We start from the raw sequence: 20362 nt of genomic DNA on the forward strand, positions 1-20362 counted from the left end.
CACACAAAGCTAAGTTTCTCAACAGCCTAAGAGAGTGGGAACCCTCTCTTTTACTTTTCCAAATCGGCAAGAAGCTGTTCCAGCTCGGTACGACCTCGACTTCCTTGGGGTGTTTTCTGTAAATAAGCTTTCAAAGCCTGCAATGCTTGCGCACGTTCATTTTGTTTGACATAGGAAAGGGCTATAAAACGATACGCCTCAACATACTCTGCGTCATGAACCAAGGGTTGAAGCACCTCGACAGCCTGCGCGTAGTTGGCCTTCAAATATAACAGCTGACCCTTTTTAAATAGCAGCTCCTTGTCCTTGGGATCCTGCTTCAGCCCGTCATTCACCGTAGTTAAAGCCTCGTCATTCTTTTGCTGCAGCATATAAATAGCCGTCATATTGTTGTAGGCTTCCTTCAGTTGGGGAGTCTTCTGAACGGCCTTTGCATAATGGACGAGTGCCTGATCCATGTTGGACTGCAATCGATCGATATTGCCAAGGGCAAAATCATATTTTCCCTCCGCGTGTTCCTTCAACATTCCCGTTTCCAGCTTTTTTCGGGCCGCATCGAGCTTCCCTTGTTGAATTAAAGACAAGGCTTCCGCATATTCCTGCGCGTCGGCGTGTACGGCTTCGTTCTGCTTGGTCAGAGCGGGGTAAATAAACCAAGCGGCTGCAATAACTAGGATAGGGATAAGGATCAGTGATAGTTTGTTTTGACTCATGTTGCCCCCCTATATCGTTTATTTGCTTGCTGGTGAAAGGGATGAAAAAAAGAGTCAACCTGAAGGTTGACTCGAATGAAAATCAGTTACTTAGTCGTTTAAGGGTGATATCGACATTATATACTTGGGTTGTTACTGTTCTTTCCAATCCAGTGATATGATAAATATGGTTTCCAACAGGAAGCGCCGGATTATTGGTTGGGAATACCAAGTAAACATTATCGTATACCGATGCTCCTACCGATACTCCGTTTACTTTCACATTATGCACTTTAAGCTCTCCTGCAAATGAATCAACATCAAGAACATCGCTGAATTTCACGATAATATAATCTGTTGCTGCCGTATTTGGAACGGCGAACATAGTACGGTTATTAGTAAAATCAAATGGACCATACACTGTGCCTGTTACAGAACCATTATATGAGTTAGTTGAGTATACGGCATATACTACTGCACTCACGGAATTAGAAGGAGCAACTGTGTAACGGAAAGAGGAAACACTGCTGTATTTGCCGTCTTTATAAGCAACCGCGTTAATGTTGAGATCCGCATTAATAGCAATTGGAGTTGTATACAAGATGCTTGCCGTCGTAGGTACCGTTCCGTTCAAAGTGTAATACACGGAAGCGCCCACTGTAACGGTTTCCAGTTGAACTGTAGTTCCAGCAGGAACTTGAGTTCCGGAGGCAATAGAAGCTGTAGGAGCTGCTACTTGCTCTTCAACAGGTCCATTTCCTACCGTTACTGTACCAGTTACTGCAGCAGATACCGCAGATCCGGAAATTGCCGTTACTTTGTACGTCCATTCGCCATTAGCCAGATTACCGCTATGTACGAATCTAAAATAATTGTCAATCAATTCAACGCCTGTACCCACACGGAAGTCGGATCTCACGCCATCCGGGGATACTAGAGTGATCTTAACGTCCGTTGCATTTTCAACGATACCTTTGATATAAATTCCTTCGTTTGCAAAGTATGCCGCGGAAACATCAAGAATTTCAGGCAAGTTGGTTTGAGCTTTGATGGTAAGTGTAAATTCTCTCGTTACAGTCAAACCATTTTTGGTAATGGTCGCAGTCAGGGTTACAACCGCATCAGGTTGTCCCGCTTCCGGACGAACAACACGACCCAAGATGAATTGAGTTGTTCCTTCCATCGCTTCAATAGAAATGACATGAGAATCGGAAGATGACCAAGCGATCACAGAATCGTAAATTCCCAATACAGGCAGCTCGAGGCTGGTACGAATATCCTGCTGCAACCAATCAAGATTTGCTTTCTCAGCATCCAATTGATCCAAAATCTCAGCCTTCAGCGTTTGAATCAGCTTGTTCGCTGCAACATATTTGTCGTAACCGGTAATATCTTCCTCTGCAACGCCCGCTGTCAAAGCATTGTTAACAGCGATACCCGCTGTTTTGATCAGTTGTTCTTGCTCCACGCTGTATTCTTGGAAATCTTTGAGAGTTGTGATGGCATCGATAGCAGCTTTCTTCAATCCGTCTTTAATCGTATCAGAGAAGCTTACCGTTACGCCTTCAGCTACTTTGATTTCGACTCCGCTAAGTTTAGCAGGGTCGCCGGCCAAAGTAACGTTTGCGTTAATTTCAATGCTTTGAATGTTGGACGAAGCACCTACCGTTAAGGTAGCACCTTCAGCAGCTTGGGAGACAGTCACGGATTGAACCGCACCTGCACCGTTCAACTCTACGGATGCTTTTGGAGCTGTGATGGTGATGGACTTCAATGTCGCTTTCGCATCTGTTGTTACTTTTGCATTAGCTGCAATTTCCAAGCCATTTACAGTTGTGGCTCCACCTGCCGCAGTAGGAAGAAGCTGAATATCCGCATTGGCAGCAGTTACCTTCACATTTCCGATATTCCCTTTCAGCGCTACCGTTTTGCCTGCTGCTTCCGGACCTACGGTTACGTTGCCAAGTGTGCCTGCTGTTCCTTCCAGAATAGCTTGGGAATACACACTGGTCGTTACAACGCTAGTGCCTTCCAGGGTTTCGATTCTTACTTTTTTGCCTTGGTTTGGTGCATTGACTTTCAAAGATGTAATTTTGGATTTAGAGAACTTCACCGACTGATCGCTACCGGAAAGAACTTCGATATTAGCTGCCGAAATGTTCTTCAGCTTCACTTCGCCGTTCTCGCCAGGGTTGATAGTCAACGTACCGGTAATCGTTGTAGTGAAACCGTCAGCTGGGCCAAATTCTCCCGATTGCGTGAGTGTCAGATTCGTATAAGTTCCGCCAAGATTCAATAATTGACCAGGCGTAGTTCCGCTATTATGTCTAGAGGAGCTGCCGCCGCCTCCACCACCGCCAACAGCTGCGCTTGCACCGGTAATGGTTTTGCCTGTGTCTTTACCCTTGTAGCTCAGCTTGTACACCGTACCTGCTGTTTGAACGCCAGTGGTCAACACAACGATTTTCTTGCTGTCTTTTTTCAGCTCTGCAGCGGTAACCGTCAAGCCGTTATCAAAGGTGAAGTCGGCTTTGTTCGGAGCGCTGATTTCTTCGTTGAACGTAACTTCAACCGTTACATTGTTTACAACGGAAACCGAGCTGATCGGTCCTTCTACGCCCTTGGAAGCTGCAAGCTCATTCGCTTTGGCGACATACTTGTCTTTGTTCGTTTTGAACTCGTAAGCAAGACGTGCCAACGCTTGACGCTCTGCATTATCCTTTGGAGCAAATTTCAAAGAGCCGTCCTTGTCCTCCAGACCGTTAACGAAGCCTACTTTGAAAGCTAAAGAAACATGTGCCTGTGCCCAGCTGGAAACTTCCTTCAAATCGGACAGTTTCGCATCCGCTGTCAGCTTCTTGGCGGTTTCCTCCAGCTTCATAGCCCGTATGAAAAATACGACAAGCTCTTCACGAGTCACTTTGGCATCCGGAGCAAACGTAGTATCCGATGTGCCTTGAGTAATACCGGACTCTACCAGAGCGCCTACAAACCCTCTGTACCAGCTGCTTTTGTCCACATCCGTGAAGGCTGAGGCTTTATCTGGGTTTTCCTTAAGTCCAAGTGAAAGAACGATAATTTTCGCCAATTCTGCGCGAGTCATCGCTTTGCGAGGCTGGAACGTGCCGTCCTCGTAGCCAGAGATGATACCAGAATCGACTAACGATTGAATTTCCTTTTGGGCGTAAGAATCAGCCGTATCCTTGAGCTGCGCAGCCGTCGCACCGAAAGCCATAGCAGGCATCAGCATGCTAAACAGCATGGCAACCACAAGAAGAGCGCTCATCTTACTGCGTCCTTGTTTGTCAAACATGGTTTCTCCTCCTATAAAATTGTCAATGAACGATTGTGCCTGCCGACATCCCCCATTACAGATTCTGGCAATAGCACTTGGATCAAGTGTACTATATAACCCCTTACAAATATCTTACAAAATTCGCTATTTTAGGTCTTTTTTCTTATAGACCACAAAATTTTTTGTCAGGTTGTGACCCTAATTGAAGGAATACATAAAAAAAGAACGAAACGCAGCCCATATCCGTCTGGCCGCCGTTTCGCTCTATCTTTTATGCACGAGTTCGAATCATATCCTTACGCCGGTAAACACTGAACATAATCCCCATAGCCACCATCTCGATAAGAGAATGGCTGCCGCCATAGCTTAAAAACGGAAGAGAAATGCCGCCCAATATTGGAAGGACACCCGTCGACATCCCAAGGTTCCAAACAAATTGCATAACGAGCAAGCTTCCCAGCCCGCCGATGAGTATTTTTCCGTAGCGGTCTCTAACATTAGCAAACGCTTGAAGCATCTGGACCGCAAACAATACGGCACACACAATAATCACCATGCCCGGCAGCCAGCCTAAGCTGTATATCAAATAAGTAAACAAATTATCCGTATGAATTTCGGGAAGCCTTATATTCACTGCGCCCAAACCATGTCCCCACCAGCCTGCGGAACGTATGGCCTGACTGATTTGCATATACATGTACCCAGCGCCTTCCGGGTCGGAATACGGATTCAAAAAGGCGGTGAGCCGATCCAGCCTATATTCGGATATCCATAGAATGACAACCACAAAAGCTCCAAATAGCAATATAGGGGTCAGAACAACACGCCAGCTTTTCGTAACAAAATATAATAAAATCAGATAGGAGCAGACATACAAAATAATGGAGGATACAGACGGGCTCATCAAATATAGATAAGTCGGCACAACCAGAAGCAGAAGATACTGCTTCCATCCGGAACGTTGGCTTGAGTCCATGCTGCTTAATATCCCCGCGGCCGCTATGATAAATAAATAGATACTGATGGATATCCAATCTAATTGAATAGGGCCGAGCGAAATATAAGCCTTCATACCGTTAATCTGCCTACCGGAAAGAACGGTAATTAACGATATCACAGCCGTGCCTATGTAGATGCCCCAAGAATATTTCAGTATTCGGCGATAATCGAAGAACAGCAGTAAAACCATGGGAATAAGTCCGATTGCGGTAAACTCCACTTTTTTCAATAAAAAAGGAATATAAGATCGCCTTTCCATGCCGGCATAGCTTAATTCAACGGCGTACATGGCGACAAACGAAAAGATAAGCCAAACTGCCACCCAGCCAATCAATCCCCATGGAATGCGCGGTTTATGTACCTTATTGAGCTCTGACCCCACGACCGACGGCTCTCCCATCTGTCTAACTGCCCAACGGGCCGCTTCCTCCTCACTGCTGCCCTCCTCCCGCTTCAAGCTGACGAGCTCCTCCAGATGATCTGCTATTTCCCGCCGGATGTCCTTGTGAAGCTCTCTCGCTTTAACAAGCCGAATAACCGAGTCCAAATAATCGTCGATAATTGGATGGTTGTCCTTGTTGATCATCCTTGCCCCTCCCCTAATACACGATCGACCGCATTGCGGAACAATCGCCATTCCTGCTTCTTCTCCTTCAGCTGCTTTCTCCCGCTTTCGGTGATTCTGTAGTATTTCCGCTTACGGCCTTCCGCTTCGTGCCAATAAGCCTCTACCCACTGCTCCGCCTCCATCCCGTGAAGGATCGGATACAAGGTTCCTTCCTTCAGCGTGAACGTTCCGTCCGAGCTGCGTTCCAGCTCCTTGATCAATTCGTAGCCGTACCGGTCTTGCCTGTCCAGCAAGGTGAGGATTAAGGTTCCCGTGCTTCCCTTCAGCAATTCTTTGTTGACACTCATGGTATGAAAGGCACCTCCTGCAATAGTCTAAGCATCTTCCTTCTATACATAGCTAATCTATGCATAGTAAATCTAGGTATATAATAGCAAAAATAGACTCTTTGTTCAATCCAAGCAAAAAAAAGCCGGTAACAGGGAAATCCCCTAGTATACCGACTGTTTTGCGAATATTATTTCACCAGCTGCCCGCGGGTTACGCCGAGCTGGTTCGTTGCCTTGAGTGTCTTCCATACCTGTGTTCCGCTGATGGAGCCTTGCAGAGCACGCTGATACAAATCAATGACCTCCAGCACCTTCTCCGGCGTTTCCTCCAGAAACTCTACCCGGAAGGTGGAGACGCCCATGTCAAGGAAGTTGCGAATATATTCAGCACCGGATTGCTCGATAGCGTTGTACACCGTGTTCCGGCAGCCTTCGTCTACCCTTACCGGATGGGACATTCCGACACGGTCCTGCAGAGATACACGATGCTCCTCACAAGGACGGCCACAGTTCGTATAGTCTGTCCCTTCGCTCAGGAACGTGCAGTAGACGCAGTGCTCCGTATGGAACATAGGCATATGCTGATGAATAACGACCTCCAGCTTGGAGGTATCCGCTACCTGAAGCAAGTCCACCATTTGCTGAATATTCAAGTCATACGACGGAGTCACACGGTGTAATCCCGTTTCCAGGAACAGGGCAGCCGTTTTATGGTTGGCAATGTTCAAAGAAAAGTCTCCGATCAGCTCCGGATGCTTCTCATTCGGATGCTCCATGCGCTGCTTCATATAATAGTAGACGGCACCGGTATTGCGTACCAGTACAGCATCAGGCTGCAAATTGGTGATGTTCTTGAAATATCCCGTTTCACCTGGCATATGAATACGCGGCGTAGCGAGCGCAATGCGCTTCCCGGCGGCCCGGGCCGCCTCGACTGCAGCAGGGAACTGCTTGATAAATTCAAAATCGGCATAGATCATATCGACATCGGTCCGCAGTGCGGCGCGCACCTGCTCCAGGTTGCGGCACAAGGCCGTCAAGCGAGGGGCTTGACGAATTTCCGGCTTGACCGGAGCATCGGACATCACCTCGACCGGCCGCTTCACATACCGGCGCGGCTGCTGGCGCAGTGATTCCAGCTGCTCCACGGCCCGGCGGCGCATGCTGTTCAGCTCGCGCATAGGCACGATCAGCGCACCATCCAGCTGTACGTCCAGTCGAGCGAGCTCGAAGATCGTACCGCCAAGACGGCCGAACTGCTCTTCGAATAAAGCCGCGTCCATCGGGCGTTTCTCCGCTTGTACGAGCGGCAGCTCGGACTCAATGGTTACGGTATGGCCGGTCAGCTCATCGGTCCATTGGCTCTTCAGCAACCCGCCGAGAGTGCCAGTCACTTGAACCGATACAGGGAACGTACGGTAAGGCTTGTCAGTCTCGAAGGATTGACGGAGCCGTTTGTCCAAATGCGGATCATTCGTTTTCCAAATCCGATCTCCTACATGCACGCGGCCCAAATTCACGTCGTTCCGTCCCGGAATGATCTCAATCAGCCCGCCGGCGGCTTCGCCCTCCAGCTTCACGCCCTTGCGGCGAATGTCATAGACGCGCCCGCCTTCTTCTTTTTTGGTCGGATCTCCGGCATCGAAGCAGATACCGTCCCCGCGTTTTACAGGCGCCTCGAGCTCGCATACGACACCGTCACGCAAAATTTGCTTCACCCGTCCCAAGTATACGCCGCGGCTCTTCGGATAAGTTCCTTCTACCAGCTGCTTGTTGTTCGTTCCCTTCAGGAAGCCGTAGGTGAAGCCGCGCGAGAAGCTTTGCTCCAGCTCCCGCAGCTCCTCCTTGGTCGGCTTGGCATTTCCGTTCTCAAAATAACGGTCGATCGCCTTACGGTATTTGCTTACTACGTTCGCTACATATTCGGGGCTTTTTAGCCGCCCTTCAATCTTGAAGGAGGTTACTCCCGCTTCAATCAATTCCGGTACAAGCTCGAGCGCCGCCAGGTCTTTGGGAGATAAAAGATAAGCAATATCGCCCATCGGCTTCTGTTCCCCATCCACCATCAGATCGTACGGCAAACGACAGGCTTGCGCGCATTCCCCGCGGTTCGCCGAGCGTCCGCCCCACATCTCCGAGGTCAGGCACTGGCCCGAATAAGAAACGCACAAGGCCCCGTGGACGAAAACCTCCATCGGCAGCTTCGCTTGATCCCCGATCTGTTTGATTTGCTTCAGATTGTTTTCCCGTCCCAATACGACCCGTTCAATATCGAACGGCTTAGTGAACTCGACCGCCTCCGGCGAGGTTATCGTCATTTGAGTAGAGCCATGAATCGGGAAATCCGGGGAAATATCGCGGATCATCTTGACCAAGCCCAAGTCTTGAACGATGACAGCATCGACACCCGCATCGACACAGGCTTCGATCAGCTTTTTGGCATCCTCCAGCTCGTCCTCAAATACAAGAATATTAAACGTCAAAAAGCCTTTGACCCCGTACAAATGCAAAAAGGACATAATGTCCGGCAGCTCATCCGTAACAAAATTGTTAGCTCTTGCTCTGGCATTAAATTTCTCCACACCGAAAAATACCGCGTCCGCCCCATTAGCGACAGCCGCACGCAAACAATCCCAATCTCCGGCAGGAGCCAACAGCTCAATATCTGATTTTTTTACCGTCATATAATGTTCATTCCTCCGAATGCTGATTCCGCGTCTGATTTTATCACTTCAACTATATAGTGTACCAGAAAAGGAGGCCCGAAAGCTAATGAAACCAGCAAATGGCAGAGGAAACGGCCTGGCCGCCGCACGAGTGACAGATTGAGCAAGCAGCGAGCCGGAATCTGCCAAATGACCGGCAGAGGCTGATGAAAAAGCAAGCAGCGCAGGCTGACAAGCAGCTGTTCGTCGCCTCCCCTACCGGATGGACCATTCCCCATTTTTCAGCAGGCAACGCCAATCCAAAAGCACGCTGTCCCCCAATCTTTCTCCCTTTGTGACACCCTGCTGGAACTGCCGACAAAAGTTAACAAAGCCCGCCATCCATGCTATAATTGCAAGGTAGTCCAACCAGAGATATAATTGAGGGATTTCATGAAGCTAACAAAAGCCCGGATTGCAGGCACCGTTATCGGCATCCTGCTTATCCTCGCAGCGTGGTTGGCCGTCTCCGACAAGGAGCTGTCTGTTCGCATGCTCTATGTGTCGAATGGGGACAGCTATGACTCGGCTGCCTATGGCCAATTGAAGCAGTCGTTAATCGCCAATTTGCAATTGGAACGGCGCAGTCTGGAGCAGCTTTCGCTCAACCAGCTGAAAAGCTATGAAGCCGTATATTTGGATCCTTCCCTTCATGAAGCGATAACAGACAAGCAGCGCGAGCTGCTTCAAAGCTATGTATCGCAGGGAGGGCATCTGTTCCTTGAAAATGGATTGGCCGCGGATTTTCCGCTGGCCTTTATAGGCGCGAAGGAGCTCGTTGAGCTGACACCGCCCAAAGCTCTTGCCGCAAGTACGGCAAAGACAGCTTCGGCCGAAGCGGAGACGTTCTCCTATCCGGATGTCGAGCTGAATTTGCAGGCTATGCAGCAGCTGTTCCGGCAGTTCATGGACAACTACATCAATCATGACGGAGTGTCGGACCTGCAGAGGTTTTCGTGGGGCAAAGGCTTGATCCCTTCGACGGCAGAGCCCGTCGTATCCTTGCATGATACGGCGCTGTACGCCTTGAACCGGTACGGAAAAGGGACAGTCTTCTTCAGCAGCGTTCTCCTGCCGAACCGCTTCTATATTACCGGCTATGATATGAGCAGCGGTATGGACCCCAGCCTGGGCTTCGCCAAGCTGGCGGAACAAACGAATCAAGCCAAGAAGCCGACCGCAGGCGCGTTATATTATGACCGCGGGCAGCTGCCGCTCGAGCCATATTTTCACTTTACCTTCAGCGCGGGAAGCGCGCTGTTCCGGAGCGAATATGTGGCTTTCGTATCCAAGGAAACGCTCGGCTACAGCATCAAAAAAGTGCTCGGACCTTATGGCCGGCCCGCCATGTCGCATCAAAATCACTTTGAAGCTATCGAGGCGATTCGCGACGGCGAAGGCATTCAATGGGCCGAGCTGCTGAAGAAATACAATCAGGTGCCGTCCTTCACACTCGTCCGCTCTTCATTCCATTGGGGACGGTGGCAGGAATCGCTGGCCGTGCACTTGAATACGGGGACGAATGAGAAGCCCGCCTTCGCCGGGGAGACGCCGAACTCGTTCTATTCGAGCGGAACCCGCATCATGGGCGACGGCAAGCCGATTCAGCTCGCGATGTATCCGGACTACCGATCGCTCGGCGATCCGATCGACAAAGCCTTCCGCGCTTATCCCGCTCTCGCCGATTGGAACGGCGACGGCAAGCCGGACCTGATCGTCGGCTCGGCCGACGGCACCATCTCCGCTTACCGCAACACCGGGACGCAGCCGGATGCCTATGCCGGGCAGCTCCTGCCCGGCGGCACGACCGCGCCCGATGCCTTCGGCAAGCGCGAGCCGCTGCGGCTGAAGAACGGTCAGCCGCTCAAGACCGATGCGTACGCGAGCGTTGCGGCGTACGATCTCAACGGCGACGGACAGCCCGATCTCGTACTCGGGCTGTCCGACGGCACGCTCGCCGTCGCCTATGGCGAAGCCGGCGGCGCCTTTGCGGAGCCCGCCCCGCTATTGGCGGGCGGCAAGCCCATCCGAGCCGCGGCGCCTGTGGCTCCGGCTCTGGGAGACGTCACCGCCGACGGTGTTCCCGACCTCGTGGTCGGGGATGCGGACGGCGGTGTGACGCTCTATCGCGGCCACCGCACCGCGGGCCGCGGCGGCCCGGGCTCCGGCACAGCCGGGGAGCCCGTCGCCTTCGACGCAGGCAGCCTGCTGTTCAAGCTGCCTGCCCGATTCGCCGCGCCGTCGATCCGTGACATGAACGGCGACGGTCGGCCCGATCTCGTGGTCGGCAACGTCGAAGGCGACCTGCGCATTTATTTGCAGCAGGCTGACGGCACATGGAAGCCTTCCGGCGTAGTCGAGGGCGCTACCGTGAACCAGCTCGGCAATCATGCTCTCGTTGGCGGTCACAATTCGGTGCCGCTGTGGTATGACTTGAATCATGACGGCAAAGACGATCTTATCGTAGGCCAGCTGGAATTCGGCATGCCGATTACCGTCGATGATCCCAAGTTCCCTTATGCGGAGCAGCTGAAAGCCTTTATTCAATATAACAAGGATCATTACCTGGACCTGTATCCGCACATCTTTGTCCATAACTTTACGAGCGACGAGCAGGAGAAGGAGGAAATTGCCCTCCAGCAAAAATCGTTCAAAACCTTGGACATACCATGGAACATGCCGGGTACGAACCAGCACACCTGGCGCATCAACAATCCGGATCGTACGCAGACGTTGAACAACGAGCGCGGCGCGGGGATTTGGTACAACTTCGGTTTCCGTCCGTCCAATATTCCGAATGAACCCCGTTTGGGTGTTCAATACAATTGGGGGATGCCATTCCTGATGACGGACCAGGGCTCATCCGAGCCTTCGAATCCGCCGATGCTGCTCGGCACACCGGCGCCAGTGCTTCGACTTGGGCAGTATTCCACCGAGGATCTGTTCCAATCCTATATTCAGCTTGATCTGCCGATCGATTACTTCGAGCATATCGAATACAAATTCCCGAATGGCGTAGCCGGACCGGGAGGCTTGCTCGAATTCGTCAAATATTTGGACCAGATCCGCAATCAGTACGGCTATAACTTTATGAAAGAGCCGCAATTGGCCCGCTCGGTCCTTAATACCTTAACGACTCAAACGACGGTATACCGGCCGTGGATCGAGGTCATCGCGGATCATTTGAAACGGATGATCGGCATCCATACGGAGCCGTCGATACGGATCAAGCCGTCAACGGACCATGTTCCCGTCCAGGCTGCCGAATACAAAGGGACGCTTGGCGTCGTCATTGAACGCGGCTTGGCTTACGAAGACCGTCCGGTTTCTACCGATGCCGACGTGTTCACTACGCTTAACCAGAAGCTGTATTTAGGCGTTCCGCAGGCTACCAAGGTCTGGTTCGGTTCGAGCGACGAAGGCCGGCTGCATTTGCTGCGTTCCAATGTGCCCTACAAGCTGGACAAGCAGCAAGGCCAATGGAAGCTGGAATGGCAGTCGGACGGCATGCAGCAGATTCAGCTGCAAAGCTCGAAGCCGCTTACGATCGAAGGAGATCAGCTCCAGATCGACCATAAAGCGGAGGACGGGACGTATACCGTGACTCACTTCGGAGCTCCAGCAACGATAACGATCCGTTATTAAGAAGGCTTGGCCCGTTGAAACGGAAGCCTCGTGACCGAAAGATTCCCGCAAGCCACAAGCTCTAGCGGGAATTTCTCGCGTTACCCGCCAAATTTTCGTCATACCGAATTTAACCATAGATGACTTCCAAAGGAGGACTTTTCATGCAAGACTTGCTTCAGCAGCTCGAAGAGCATATCCGCAACCGCTATGAAATTGAAGAGGACGATGACGATTTTACCGTAGATGTCCACTTGTTCGACTACGGCTATATTGATTCTATCGGAGCTACCGCGTTGATTGCTCATATCGAGAAAACCTATGGGATCCAAGTGACGAATCAGGACCTGATGCTTTATTCTATGAATACAGTGCGAGAAATCGCCGATTTCATTCAGACCAAGACTGCGAGGTAATTGATTATGGAATGCGTCGTATCCCTAGAGGGATTGGCTTCTAGCCAGCACGGACAATTGAAATATGCCGCCGCCTTCATCGACGAGCAAATCCGCGATATTCGGATTGACGATAACAAGATCTATATCACTCATGAATCGGCCAAGGGCAACGAGGCGATTGAAGCGCACGTACGCCGTTTAATTACCCGTTTCTCGCAGGGTGATTTTGGCTTTAAAGAAAATATTTTATTCGAGCATAAAGTCGATACCCCTTATGAAGGCGACATTATTTCCGAGCTCGTAGACCGTAAAATCATTAAAGTGCTTGAGCCGGGCTTATTTATTTTCCGCGAGCCGTTCTCAAGTCTGATGCGTTTCTTCGACTATTCCTTCGTAACCAAGGTCGCCAATCGATTCGAGGGAGTCAAGGAGGAATCGTATCCGGCCGTCATTCATGCCGATACTTTGAACAAAACAAATCACTTCACCTCCTTCCCGGAGCATATCCACTTTCTTACGCATCTGCGCGAGGATCTCGAGATTATTGAATCCTTCTCCCAATCGATTCGCGATGCCGGAGGCTGGAAGCAGGATGCTCCGTTGGATCTTAACCAGACCATGCCGAAGCCGAAGTTTACGATGAACCCATCGACGTGCTACCACTGCTACGAAGGCCTTCAGAACGAAACGCTTGAGGGCGATGGTCTTATCGTCTCGGCTATCTCCAAATGCCACCGTTTTGAATCGCGCAATCATAGCGACTTCGGCCGCTTGCTCGATTTCAGCATGCGCGAGATTATTTTCGTAGGGAAACCGGAGTTCGTCAAAGAAAACCGGCTTCGTTCAATCGAATATATCAAAGAGCTGGCCGTTGAATGGAATGTAGACAGCATGCTGGAAATCGCTAACGACCCGTTCTTCACGAATGATTTCCAAACCAAGGCGTCCTTCCAGCGGAATCAGGAAATGAAATACGAGCTTCGGTTGACGGTTCCTTATGTTAACAAATCGATCGCCTGCAGCTCCATCAATTTCCACAGCAATACGTTCGGTACGGCATTTAACATCAAGATGGGCAAACGCAATGCAGTCACCGGCTGCGTCGGCTTCGGCATCGAGCGCTGGGCATTTGCGTTCTTGGCTCAATACGGATTGGAAGAATCGAATTGGCCTGCCGCTTTCCGTGAGCAGTACCATGCCTGGCAGCAAAAATCGTTGTAAAGATGTAGGTTCCTTATGAAACTGAGCGCTTTTTTTCGCAAAAACAGCTTTGTGCTGCTGCTGATCGTCGTTTTCGTCCTGTCGGATCTTCTCATTAGCCTGTGGGATCCGATGGTGACGTCGCGCCGATTTTATAAAAACGACTTTACCAAAACGTTATACCACCATCAATGGCAGGATCACGGCCCTGTATTCTTCGGCAATTCGGCTGTAACCGGTGCGTATATAGAGGAAAAGTCGAACGCCAAATTAATAGAGATGGGACTCTCCTACGGCAAGCTGACCGATCTGAAAGCAATTTTGGAACGGCAGCTTTTCCATGTTGAAGACGAGCTGGTCATCGGTATAGACGTCCATACCATGATCGACAGCCTGGAAACCGACCCCACTTATCCATGGTTTAAGCTTTGGTACCAGCCTTATGTGTACGCTTACCGCGATTATTTCCGGGATACGGGTACCGAGGTCGCCTGCGGGTTATATCAGGGGCTTCTCAAGCAGGATGCTTCTGCTATAAATAGCTGCGCCGCTTTTCCGGAGACGCTTAAGCTGAGTAAGGAGCATCCTTTGGCTTATCAGCCGCGTTGGATTGATAAAGAGCTTTACTTCGGGCACAAAACCGACGAAGAGCTGAAGAAAAAATGGGGCGAATACGACCAACGCTTCGGCTGGATGTCCCGCAATGATTATAAGGAGAATCTTGCGGCGCTGGATTGGATACTCGCCTACGCCCAAGAGCATCATCTGAAGCTTCGTGTGGTCTGGATGCCGTGGAATAAAGCTTACGAGCTGCCGCGTTATATGCCAGGATTGCAGGCGGATGTGAATCAGCGGCTAGCCTCCTATAACGTCCCTGTATTGGATTTGCTGCAAAAGTACGACAAGTCGCTCTTTCACGATCTCGTTCACTTAAGCCGTCAGGAAGGCGCGCCGGTATTTACGAAGGAGGTTGACGCATGGCTCCTTTCGCTCGCAAAATCATCGAAGTGATTGTTTATACGGCAATGCTGATCATGGTATTGATCTATTTTACCGGCAAAGGTATTTTTATTTACGAAGGATTTTAAAACGGAGTATTTACGGAACGGGGTTCTTTACTAGAAGGACCGAAGGAGTAAACCTATGTTTTTTATGAACATGAACGCGGTCATGGCGCTCATCGGAATGATCATCGTTCTGGCCCTCACCCGTTGGTGGCCGCACAACAAGCGAATCTTGCTGCTGGCGTTCAATCTTTGTTTCTTGCTCCTGTTCAGCAAGAAGCTCTTTCTCTTTTATATCATCTATACCGCGCTGAACTATTTGGCCTTTTTATGGCTGTGCCATGTCAAAAAGTGGAGACTGTTCTGGTTCATCCTGCTCATCGTACTGAATGTAGGAGCTGTTTCCGGAATGAGGCTTCTCGGCATGGAGCCGACCGAAAGCCCGCTTTATGACGCCATCATTGCACTGACATTGATCTATAACGTGCTTAAGGTCATTGATGCTCATTATTTTGCTTACTTCTTCGGCAAAGATGCCCGGGCAGCCGTGATCGACTATGCCAACTACATCTTGTTCGTCCCTACTTTTACATCCGGGCCGATCCTGAAGTTTCGTGACTTTATGGCCGATGCCAAAAAGCCTTATCAGGTCAGCTCCAGTCAAGTGGAGGAAGGGATTAAGCGGATCATTCTCGGCTTGTTCAAAAAGCTGGTTGTCGTCACCTGGATGACGGATGTGTTCCATCATGTACAGAATCAGGAGCTGTATACGCACCAATCCGTCTTTCTGATGATTTGGTTCTATATTACGCTATTTTTCGACTTTTCAGGATATTCCGACATTGCGATCGGATTTGGCCGGCTTATGGGCTACACCATCCCGGAAAACTTCAAGAAGCCGTTTCAATCGCCTACACTCACCCAATTTTGGCGCAATTGGCACGCAACACTCGGCGACTGGTTCCGCGATCATATTTTTATGTTTTTCACGCGAAAAGCCCCTACCAAATGGACCGGAGCAGCATTGTCGATTCTCATTATGGTCCTGATCGGCCTGTGGCATGGCTTCGGCTGGATTTATTTTTTCTACGGTCTTTACCATGGTATCGTCATCGCTCTGGAAACCTTGCTGGGCAAATCGACGGTCAACAAGAAAAAGGTGTCCCGAGCCTATTTCCTATACCGTTGTGCCTTGACCCAGGCCATTGTAACGCTTTCCGTAATCGTCTATAGCGGTAACCTGGAAACCGTCTTGAAAATTTACCGTGGCTTGTTCCATTGGCCTTTCTAAGGCCGGACAAACCGAACTTTAAAAAGAGTCTTTCGTTCTCTCATTAGGAACGTCAGACTCTTTTCTTTTGCTTAATACAGGGCCAGATAGCATTTTCCCGGATTGGCTTTGGAATATAAGTACGCTTCCGTTCCAATGACTTCAATTCGTTCCAAGGATTCTACATCAATGGAACCGCCCTGCTTCTCATCCCCTTTTGCTTTCAATGCATAAATTAACTGCGGAATCATTTTATGATCACTTGAGACGAACGTAACCGGAATTTCTTTGTCCTGAAACCGGATTCTCAAGCTGATTCCTCCTTCTCTAGCGTTTCCTCGCTTTGCCCGTTACCCGTCTGCAGCAGACCGGAGAATACCGAATCCATCATTTCACTATTGGCCGTTTGGAAAACATGACATTGAATTTGATTATTGCTTGACGCCGAAATAAACACATCGCCGATGTGCTGGTATACTTGGTTATGGTCCTTCTTATGAATGTGTACGTTGCCCGACTTGATATCGATATTAAGGGAAATTTGATTGGATAATTCAACCAAGCATGTGGACTTTTTAAAGTGATTAGGGAAACGAAGCCATTGGCCAGAAACCGTTTCAACGATTTGGGTATCTTTGTTATACATATTTGATCCGCCCTCTCTTCAAAAAGTTTTGACATCCGCGATCGACCGACACCGCCGCTGCTCGGCTTTACTATACACCTCTTTTCCTCAGTAAATTGGCGCCTTCATTATTGTACTGGATACTTCCTGCAAAGAAATGGGAATGCTGTCGAGACAAACTGTCGAAGTTTATTTTTTTCCTATTGATTTCCACATATCTTGACTTGTCCATAAGTTGCACTAGGAGCGGAAGCCAAACAATGCTATAATCGAAATGATCGCGTACACGCGTACATTTTCTATTTTTTCGGAGGTGTCAAATGAAATTAGGCGTTTTTACAGTACTTTTTGGACAAAAACCTTTCGAAGAAGCATTGGACTTTATAGCATCTAAAGGCTTGGATGCAGTGGAATTGGGTACAGGCGGTTATCCGGGCAATGCGCATTGCGATCCGGACGTGCTTCTTGCTGACGAAAGCAAGTTGAAAGCGTTCAAACAAGCGATTGAATCCCGCGGGCTCTTTATAAGCGCTCTAAGCTGCCATGCCAATCCGCTTCACCCGCAAAAAGCCATTTCCCAAGAACATCAGGAATTGATTCTAAAAACCATTCAGCTTGCCGAGAAGCTGGAAGTGCCTGTCGTCAATACATTCTCCGGCTGCCCGGGTGATCATGAGTATGCCAAATACCCGAACTGGCCTGTAGCCCCTTGGCCTCCGGATTATCAGGAAATTTTGGATTGGCAGTGGACTAATAAAGTCATTCCTTATTGGACCGAGACCGGGAAATATGCTGCCGATCGCAATGTAAAAATCGGTCTGGAGCTTCACGGCGGATTCTCCGTTCACACTCCGGCTACTCTGCTGCGTCTTCGTGAAGCCGCCGGCGATGTCATCGGCGCCAATCTGGATCCGAGCCATATGTGGTGGCAAGGTATCGATCCGGTGCATGCGATTCAAATTCTTGGCCGTGCAGGAGCTATCCATCATTTCCATGCCAAGGATACGACCATTGACCCGATTAATGTCAATAAACACGGTTTGACCGACATGCAGCCTTATACGGCGATGCTTGATCGCGCTTGGCAGTTCCGCAGCGTCGGCTTCGGCCATGATCTCAAAACCTGGGCAGACATCATTAGCACTTTACGTCTCGTTGGTTACGACTATGTGGTCAGCATTGAGCATGAGGATGGGTTGATGTCTGTGGAAGAGGGCTTCACCAAAGCCGTGCAAAACCTGCAGCAAGTATTGATTAGAGAGCCGCTAGGCGAAATGTGGTGGGTATAACCAGCCCGTTATGGCAAGCGAAAAGCCCTGGTCTCCATGAGATCCAGGGCTTCTTTACCTGTTAGAACGCTCCTACAGGCTTGAGTTATACATCTGCACATGCAGATAGCTGCCGCTTTCATAAAGCCGCAGCATTATTATTGATACTTAGGTCCCGTTCCGTATTACAATTTGTCCATCCAATTCATGACCATAACGACGTCCATGATCAGAAACACGATCAAGCTGATCAAACTGAAGCCGATGGCAAAAGGATTTTTCTTAGCAGCACCCAATAACCGCAGAACGCCGATCGCAATAACTATAGTAAACAAAATTACGAATGGGTCAAAACCGGTGAATTTACTCGCTGCTTGCGCTGCCTCTTCAGCCAAAAACATCGAGAGACCTCCTTCAATGTACAAAAATGCTTATTTTCTATCTTATCTTGAGTCGTCTTGAAGTGCAAGCCATAAATAGGAAGTGTAACAAGTTTGTCAACATTTCCTGTATTGGCAGCCTTTAGACTCCTCATATTTCCTTATACTAACCAACTACTGTTATAACGATACCAGACATTATTTATAAGAAAACCTTATATATAGCTCCTCTATTGCGATTTACGTATCCTCTTAAAAATGTTACTATTAGGTTGATCTTTTCATACTATTTTCATCGGATTTACGCTTTAAAGGAGGAGCATAAACAACATGGCTTATGAAGCAATTTGGGCGGCTGACCCTTCCAAGCTTAACAAGGTTGAACTGCAAAAGCTGGAAAAAGACGGCCTCGATGTCATCCGTACCATTATTGAGAAATACGCTCACGAAGGCTACGACGCTATCACCGAAGACGATATGAATCGCTTCAAGTGGGCCGGTGTGTATGAGCAAAAACCGAAAGACGGTCATTTCATGATGCGTGTGCGTATCAACTCAGGGATCATGACCTCGGACCAAGCCCGGGTGTTGGCTTCTATAGCCAAAGATTACGGCCGCGGTCTTGTGGATGTTACAACCAGACAAGCTATACAGTTTCACTGGCTTCGCATCGAGAATATACCTGACATCTTCAAACGTCTGGAATCCGTAGGCTTGTACTCTTATGAAGCTTGTGGAGACTGCCCTCGTACCGTCGTAGGAAACCCTCTCGCCGGTATCGATAAAGATGAGCTTATGGATACAACGCAGCTGGTCAACGAAGTCAATGATTTCTTCTTATTGAACCGTGATTTCTCTAACTTGCCGCGTAAATATAAAATGTCCATTTCTTCTAATATTTATAACTCCGGTCATGCTGAAATCCAATGTTTGGCGTTTACGCCAGCTGCCAAGGTGATCGATGGGCAAGAAGTTGTCGGCTTCCACGTATGGGTCGGCGGCGGATTGTCGGCTAAGCCTCATTTGGCTAAGAAGCTCGACCTGTTCGTGAGACCGGAAGAGGTTTTGAAGGTCGCAATCGGCGTAACCACCATTTACCGTGATCATGGCTACCGTGAAAAACGCCACCATGCCCGCCTGAAATTCCTTGTGGCAGACTGGGGTGCTGAGAAGTTCAAGGAGGAGCTTATCAAGCTGATCGGTGATATGCCAGCTCTCGGTGAAGATAAGGTTGTTGGCTGGAAGGCTGCTTATTTTGATGGCGTGCATCCGCAAAAGCAAGAAGGCTTGAACTACATCGGCCTAAGCGTGCCCGTAGGACGCCTGGATGATGCGGAGCTTACTGAGCTGGCTCGCATTGCGGACGAGTATGGAGACAAAACTATCCGTACAACGGTTTCCCAGAATATTATTTTGTCCGGCATCCCTACGGAGAAGGTTGAATCTGCTTTGGCAGAAAAAATCATGGAACGCCTGACTCCGAATCCTAAGCATTTTTTGAGCCGTACCGTATCCTGTACCGGCAACGAGTTCTGCAACCTGGCCGTTGTAGAAACAAAGAAAAGAGCCGTACTCGTCGCTGAATATTTGGATGCTAACGTAGAGCTGGACGAGGAAATCCGAATCCACTTCATCGGCTGCCCGAATGCATGCGGTCAAAAGCACATCGCCGATATCGGCCTTCAAGGAGCGCTTGTTAAGACTCCTGAAGGAATGGTCGATGCATTCGATATCGCAGTAGGCGGTATTCTGGGCCCAGGCGCTCAATTCAACCAAGTGTTGAAAGGCCGCGTCAAAGGCGATAATGTTGGCCCTGTCCTGGAACAGCTGATTCTGTATTACAAAGAAAACCGCAGTGAAGATGAAACCTTCCATCAATTTGTTCATCGTGTAGGCATCGGTGCCTTCCAAGACAAATTGACTTCGGTTCTTGCTTCTTAATGTATTGAAACAAAAAGCTTGGTCCTCCTGTGAGGAACCAAGCTTTTTGGCGTTTTATCGGGCT

15 protein-coding genes are annotated in these 20362 nt (G+C 49.4%); 7 read left to right on the forward strand and 8 right to left on the reverse strand.

Annotated elements, in window-relative coordinates; translation table 11 throughout:
• Positions 1-50: 50 nt before the first annotated feature.
• From GGC63_RS31880 to GGC63_RS31900, 5 genes are all read right to left on the reverse strand, one after another.
• Complete coding sequence (locus GGC63_RS31880; RefSeq protein ID WP_192705718.1) at positions 51-713, reverse strand: tetratricopeptide repeat protein; 663 nt, start codon at positions 711-713, stop codon at positions 51-53.
• A gap of 82 nt (positions 714-795) precedes the next feature.
• Positions 796-4005: an S-layer homology domain-containing protein gene (locus GGC63_RS31885; protein ID WP_192705719.1), complete on the reverse strand. Its 3210-nt coding sequence runs from the start codon at positions 4003-4005 to the stop codon at positions 796-798.
• A 253-nt stretch (positions 4006-4258) separates the two neighbouring features.
• On the reverse strand, positions 4259-5572 hold the full coding sequence (locus GGC63_RS31890; protein ID WP_192705720.1) for an FtsW/RodA/SpoVE family cell cycle protein: 1314 nt from the start codon (positions 5570-5572) through the stop codon (positions 4259-4261).
• The gene (locus GGC63_RS31895) at positions 5569-5901 is read right to left on the reverse strand and encodes a PadR family transcriptional regulator (protein ID WP_192705721.1); all 333 of its coding nucleotides are present in this window, start codon (positions 5899-5901) and stop codon (positions 5569-5571) included. The genes GGC63_RS31890 and GGC63_RS31895 overlap by 4 nt, the downstream gene beginning before the upstream one ends.
• Before the next feature lie 170 nt (positions 5902-6071).
• On the reverse strand, positions 6072-8567 hold the full coding sequence (locus GGC63_RS31900; protein WP_192705722.1) for a U32 family peptidase: 2496 nt from the start codon (positions 8565-8567) through the stop codon (positions 6072-6074).
• Positions 8568-8981: 414 nt separating this feature from the next.
• Here GGC63_RS31900 and GGC63_RS31905 point away from each other — a divergent pair, with 414 nt between their 5' ends.
• The 5 genes from GGC63_RS31905 to GGC63_RS31925 all read left to right on the forward strand — a co-directional run bounded on the left by GGC63_RS31905 (position 8982) and on the right by GGC63_RS31925 (position 16105).
• Positions 8982-12233: an FG-GAP repeat domain-containing protein gene (locus tag GGC63_RS31905; RefSeq protein ID WP_192705723.1), complete on the forward strand. Its 3252-nt coding sequence runs from the start codon at positions 8982-8984 to the stop codon at positions 12231-12233.
• Positions 12234-12376: 143 nt separating this feature from the next.
• Positions 12377-12628, forward strand: coding sequence for an acyl carrier protein (locus GGC63_RS31910; protein WP_079914291.1), 252 nt, complete (start codon positions 12377-12379; stop codon positions 12626-12628).
• Positions 12629-12634: 6 nt separating this feature from the next.
• The gene (locus GGC63_RS31915) at positions 12635-13831 is read left to right on the forward strand and encodes a hypothetical protein (RefSeq protein ID WP_192705724.1); all 1197 of its coding nucleotides are present in this window, start codon (positions 12635-12637) and stop codon (positions 13829-13831) included.
• Positions 13832-13852: 21 nt separating this feature from the next.
• Positions 13853-14821, forward strand: a complete 969-nt coding sequence (locus tag GGC63_RS31920) for a hypothetical protein (RefSeq protein WP_192705737.1) — start codon at positions 13853-13855, stop codon at positions 14819-14821.
• Between the two features lie 132 nt (positions 14822-14953).
• Entirely contained in the window at positions 14954-16105 is a 1152-nt protein-coding gene (locus GGC63_RS31925; protein WP_079914289.1) for an MBOAT family O-acyltransferase, read from the forward strand.
• Between the two features lie 71 nt (positions 16106-16176).
• Here GGC63_RS31925 and GGC63_RS31930 read toward each other — a convergent pair whose 3' ends face one another.
• A complete protein-coding gene (locus tag GGC63_RS31930) occupies positions 16177-16395 on the reverse strand; it encodes a hypothetical protein (RefSeq protein WP_079914288.1) in 219 nt (72 codons plus the stop codon).
• Entirely contained in the window at positions 16392-16730 is a 339-nt protein-coding gene (locus GGC63_RS31935) for a hypothetical protein (RefSeq protein ID WP_079914287.1), read from the reverse strand. The genes GGC63_RS31930 and GGC63_RS31935 overlap by 4 nt, the downstream gene beginning before the upstream one ends.
• Positions 16731-17029: 299 nt before the next feature.
• Here GGC63_RS31935 and GGC63_RS31940 point away from each other — a divergent pair, with 299 nt between their 5' ends.
• On the forward strand, positions 17030-17998 hold the full coding sequence (locus tag GGC63_RS31940; RefSeq protein ID WP_192705725.1) for a sugar phosphate isomerase/epimerase family protein: 969 nt from the start codon (positions 17030-17032) through the stop codon (positions 17996-17998).
• A 164-nt stretch (positions 17999-18162) separates the two neighbouring features.
• Here the strand turns inward: GGC63_RS31940 and GGC63_RS31945 are convergent, their stop codons facing one another.
• Positions 18163-18378, reverse strand: coding sequence for a hypothetical protein (locus GGC63_RS31945; RefSeq protein ID WP_079914285.1), 216 nt, complete (start codon positions 18376-18378; stop codon positions 18163-18165).
• Positions 18379-18687: 309 nt separating this feature from the next.
• Between GGC63_RS31945 and GGC63_RS31950 the strand changes: the two genes are divergently transcribed.
• Positions 18688-20298, forward strand: coding sequence for a nitrite/sulfite reductase (locus tag GGC63_RS31950; protein ID WP_192705726.1), 1611 nt, complete (start codon positions 18688-18690; stop codon positions 20296-20298).
• Positions 20299-20362 lie beyond the last annotated feature (64 nt).

Source organism: Paenibacillus sp. OAS669 (assembly GCF_014873645.1).
In the GTDB taxonomy this organism is placed as follows: domain Bacteria; phylum Bacillota; class Bacilli; order Paenibacillales; family NBRC-103111; genus Paenibacillus_S; species Paenibacillus_S vulneris.

What these genes read in the sequence shown, in the direction of transcription:
- GGC63_RS31890 (WP_192705720.1), bottom strand. Translation starts at nt 5,572, where the DNA reads ATGATCAACAAGGACAACCATCCAATTATCGACGATTATTTGGACTCG.
- GGC63_RS31945 (WP_079914285.1), bottom strand. Translation starts at nt 18,378, where the DNA reads ATGTTTTTGGCTGAAGAGGCAGCGCAAGCAGCGAGTAAATTCACCGGT.
- GGC63_RS31885 (WP_192705719.1), bottom strand. Translation starts at nt 4,005, where the DNA reads ATGTTTGACAAACAAGGACGCAGTAAGATGAGCGCTCTTCTTGTGGTT.
- GGC63_RS31900 (WP_192705722.1), bottom strand. Translation starts at nt 8,567, where the DNA reads ATGACGGTAAAAAAATCAGATATTGAGCTGTTGGCTCCTGCCGGAGAT.
- GGC63_RS31895 (WP_192705721.1), bottom strand. Translation starts at nt 5,901, where the DNA reads ATGAGTGTCAACAAAGAATTGCTGAAGGGAAGCACGGGAACCTTAATC.
- GGC63_RS31935 (WP_079914287.1), bottom strand. Translation starts at nt 16,730, where the DNA reads ATGTATAACAAAGATACCCAAATCGTTGAAACGGTTTCTGGCCAATGG.
- GGC63_RS31905 (WP_192705723.1), top strand. Translation starts at nt 8,982, where the DNA reads ATGAAGCTAACAAAAGCCCGGATTGCAGGCACCGTTATCGGCATCCTG.
- GGC63_RS31940 (WP_192705725.1), top strand. Translation starts at nt 17,030, where the DNA reads ATGAAATTAGGCGTTTTTACAGTACTTTTTGGACAAAAACCTTTCGAA.
- GGC63_RS31880 (WP_192705718.1), bottom strand. Translation starts at nt 713, where the DNA reads ATGAGTCAAAACAAACTATCACTGATCCTTATCCCTATCCTAGTTATT.
- GGC63_RS31925 (WP_079914289.1), top strand. Translation starts at nt 14,954, where the DNA reads ATGTTTTTTATGAACATGAACGCGGTCATGGCGCTCATCGGAATGATC.
- GGC63_RS31915 (WP_192705724.1), top strand. Translation starts at nt 12,635, where the DNA reads ATGGAATGCGTCGTATCCCTAGAGGGATTGGCTTCTAGCCAGCACGGA.
- GGC63_RS31950 (WP_192705726.1), top strand. Translation starts at nt 18,688, where the DNA reads ATGGCTTATGAAGCAATTTGGGCGGCTGACCCTTCCAAGCTTAACAAG.
- GGC63_RS31910 (WP_079914291.1), top strand. Translation starts at nt 12,377, where the DNA reads ATGCAAGACTTGCTTCAGCAGCTCGAAGAGCATATCCGCAACCGCTAT.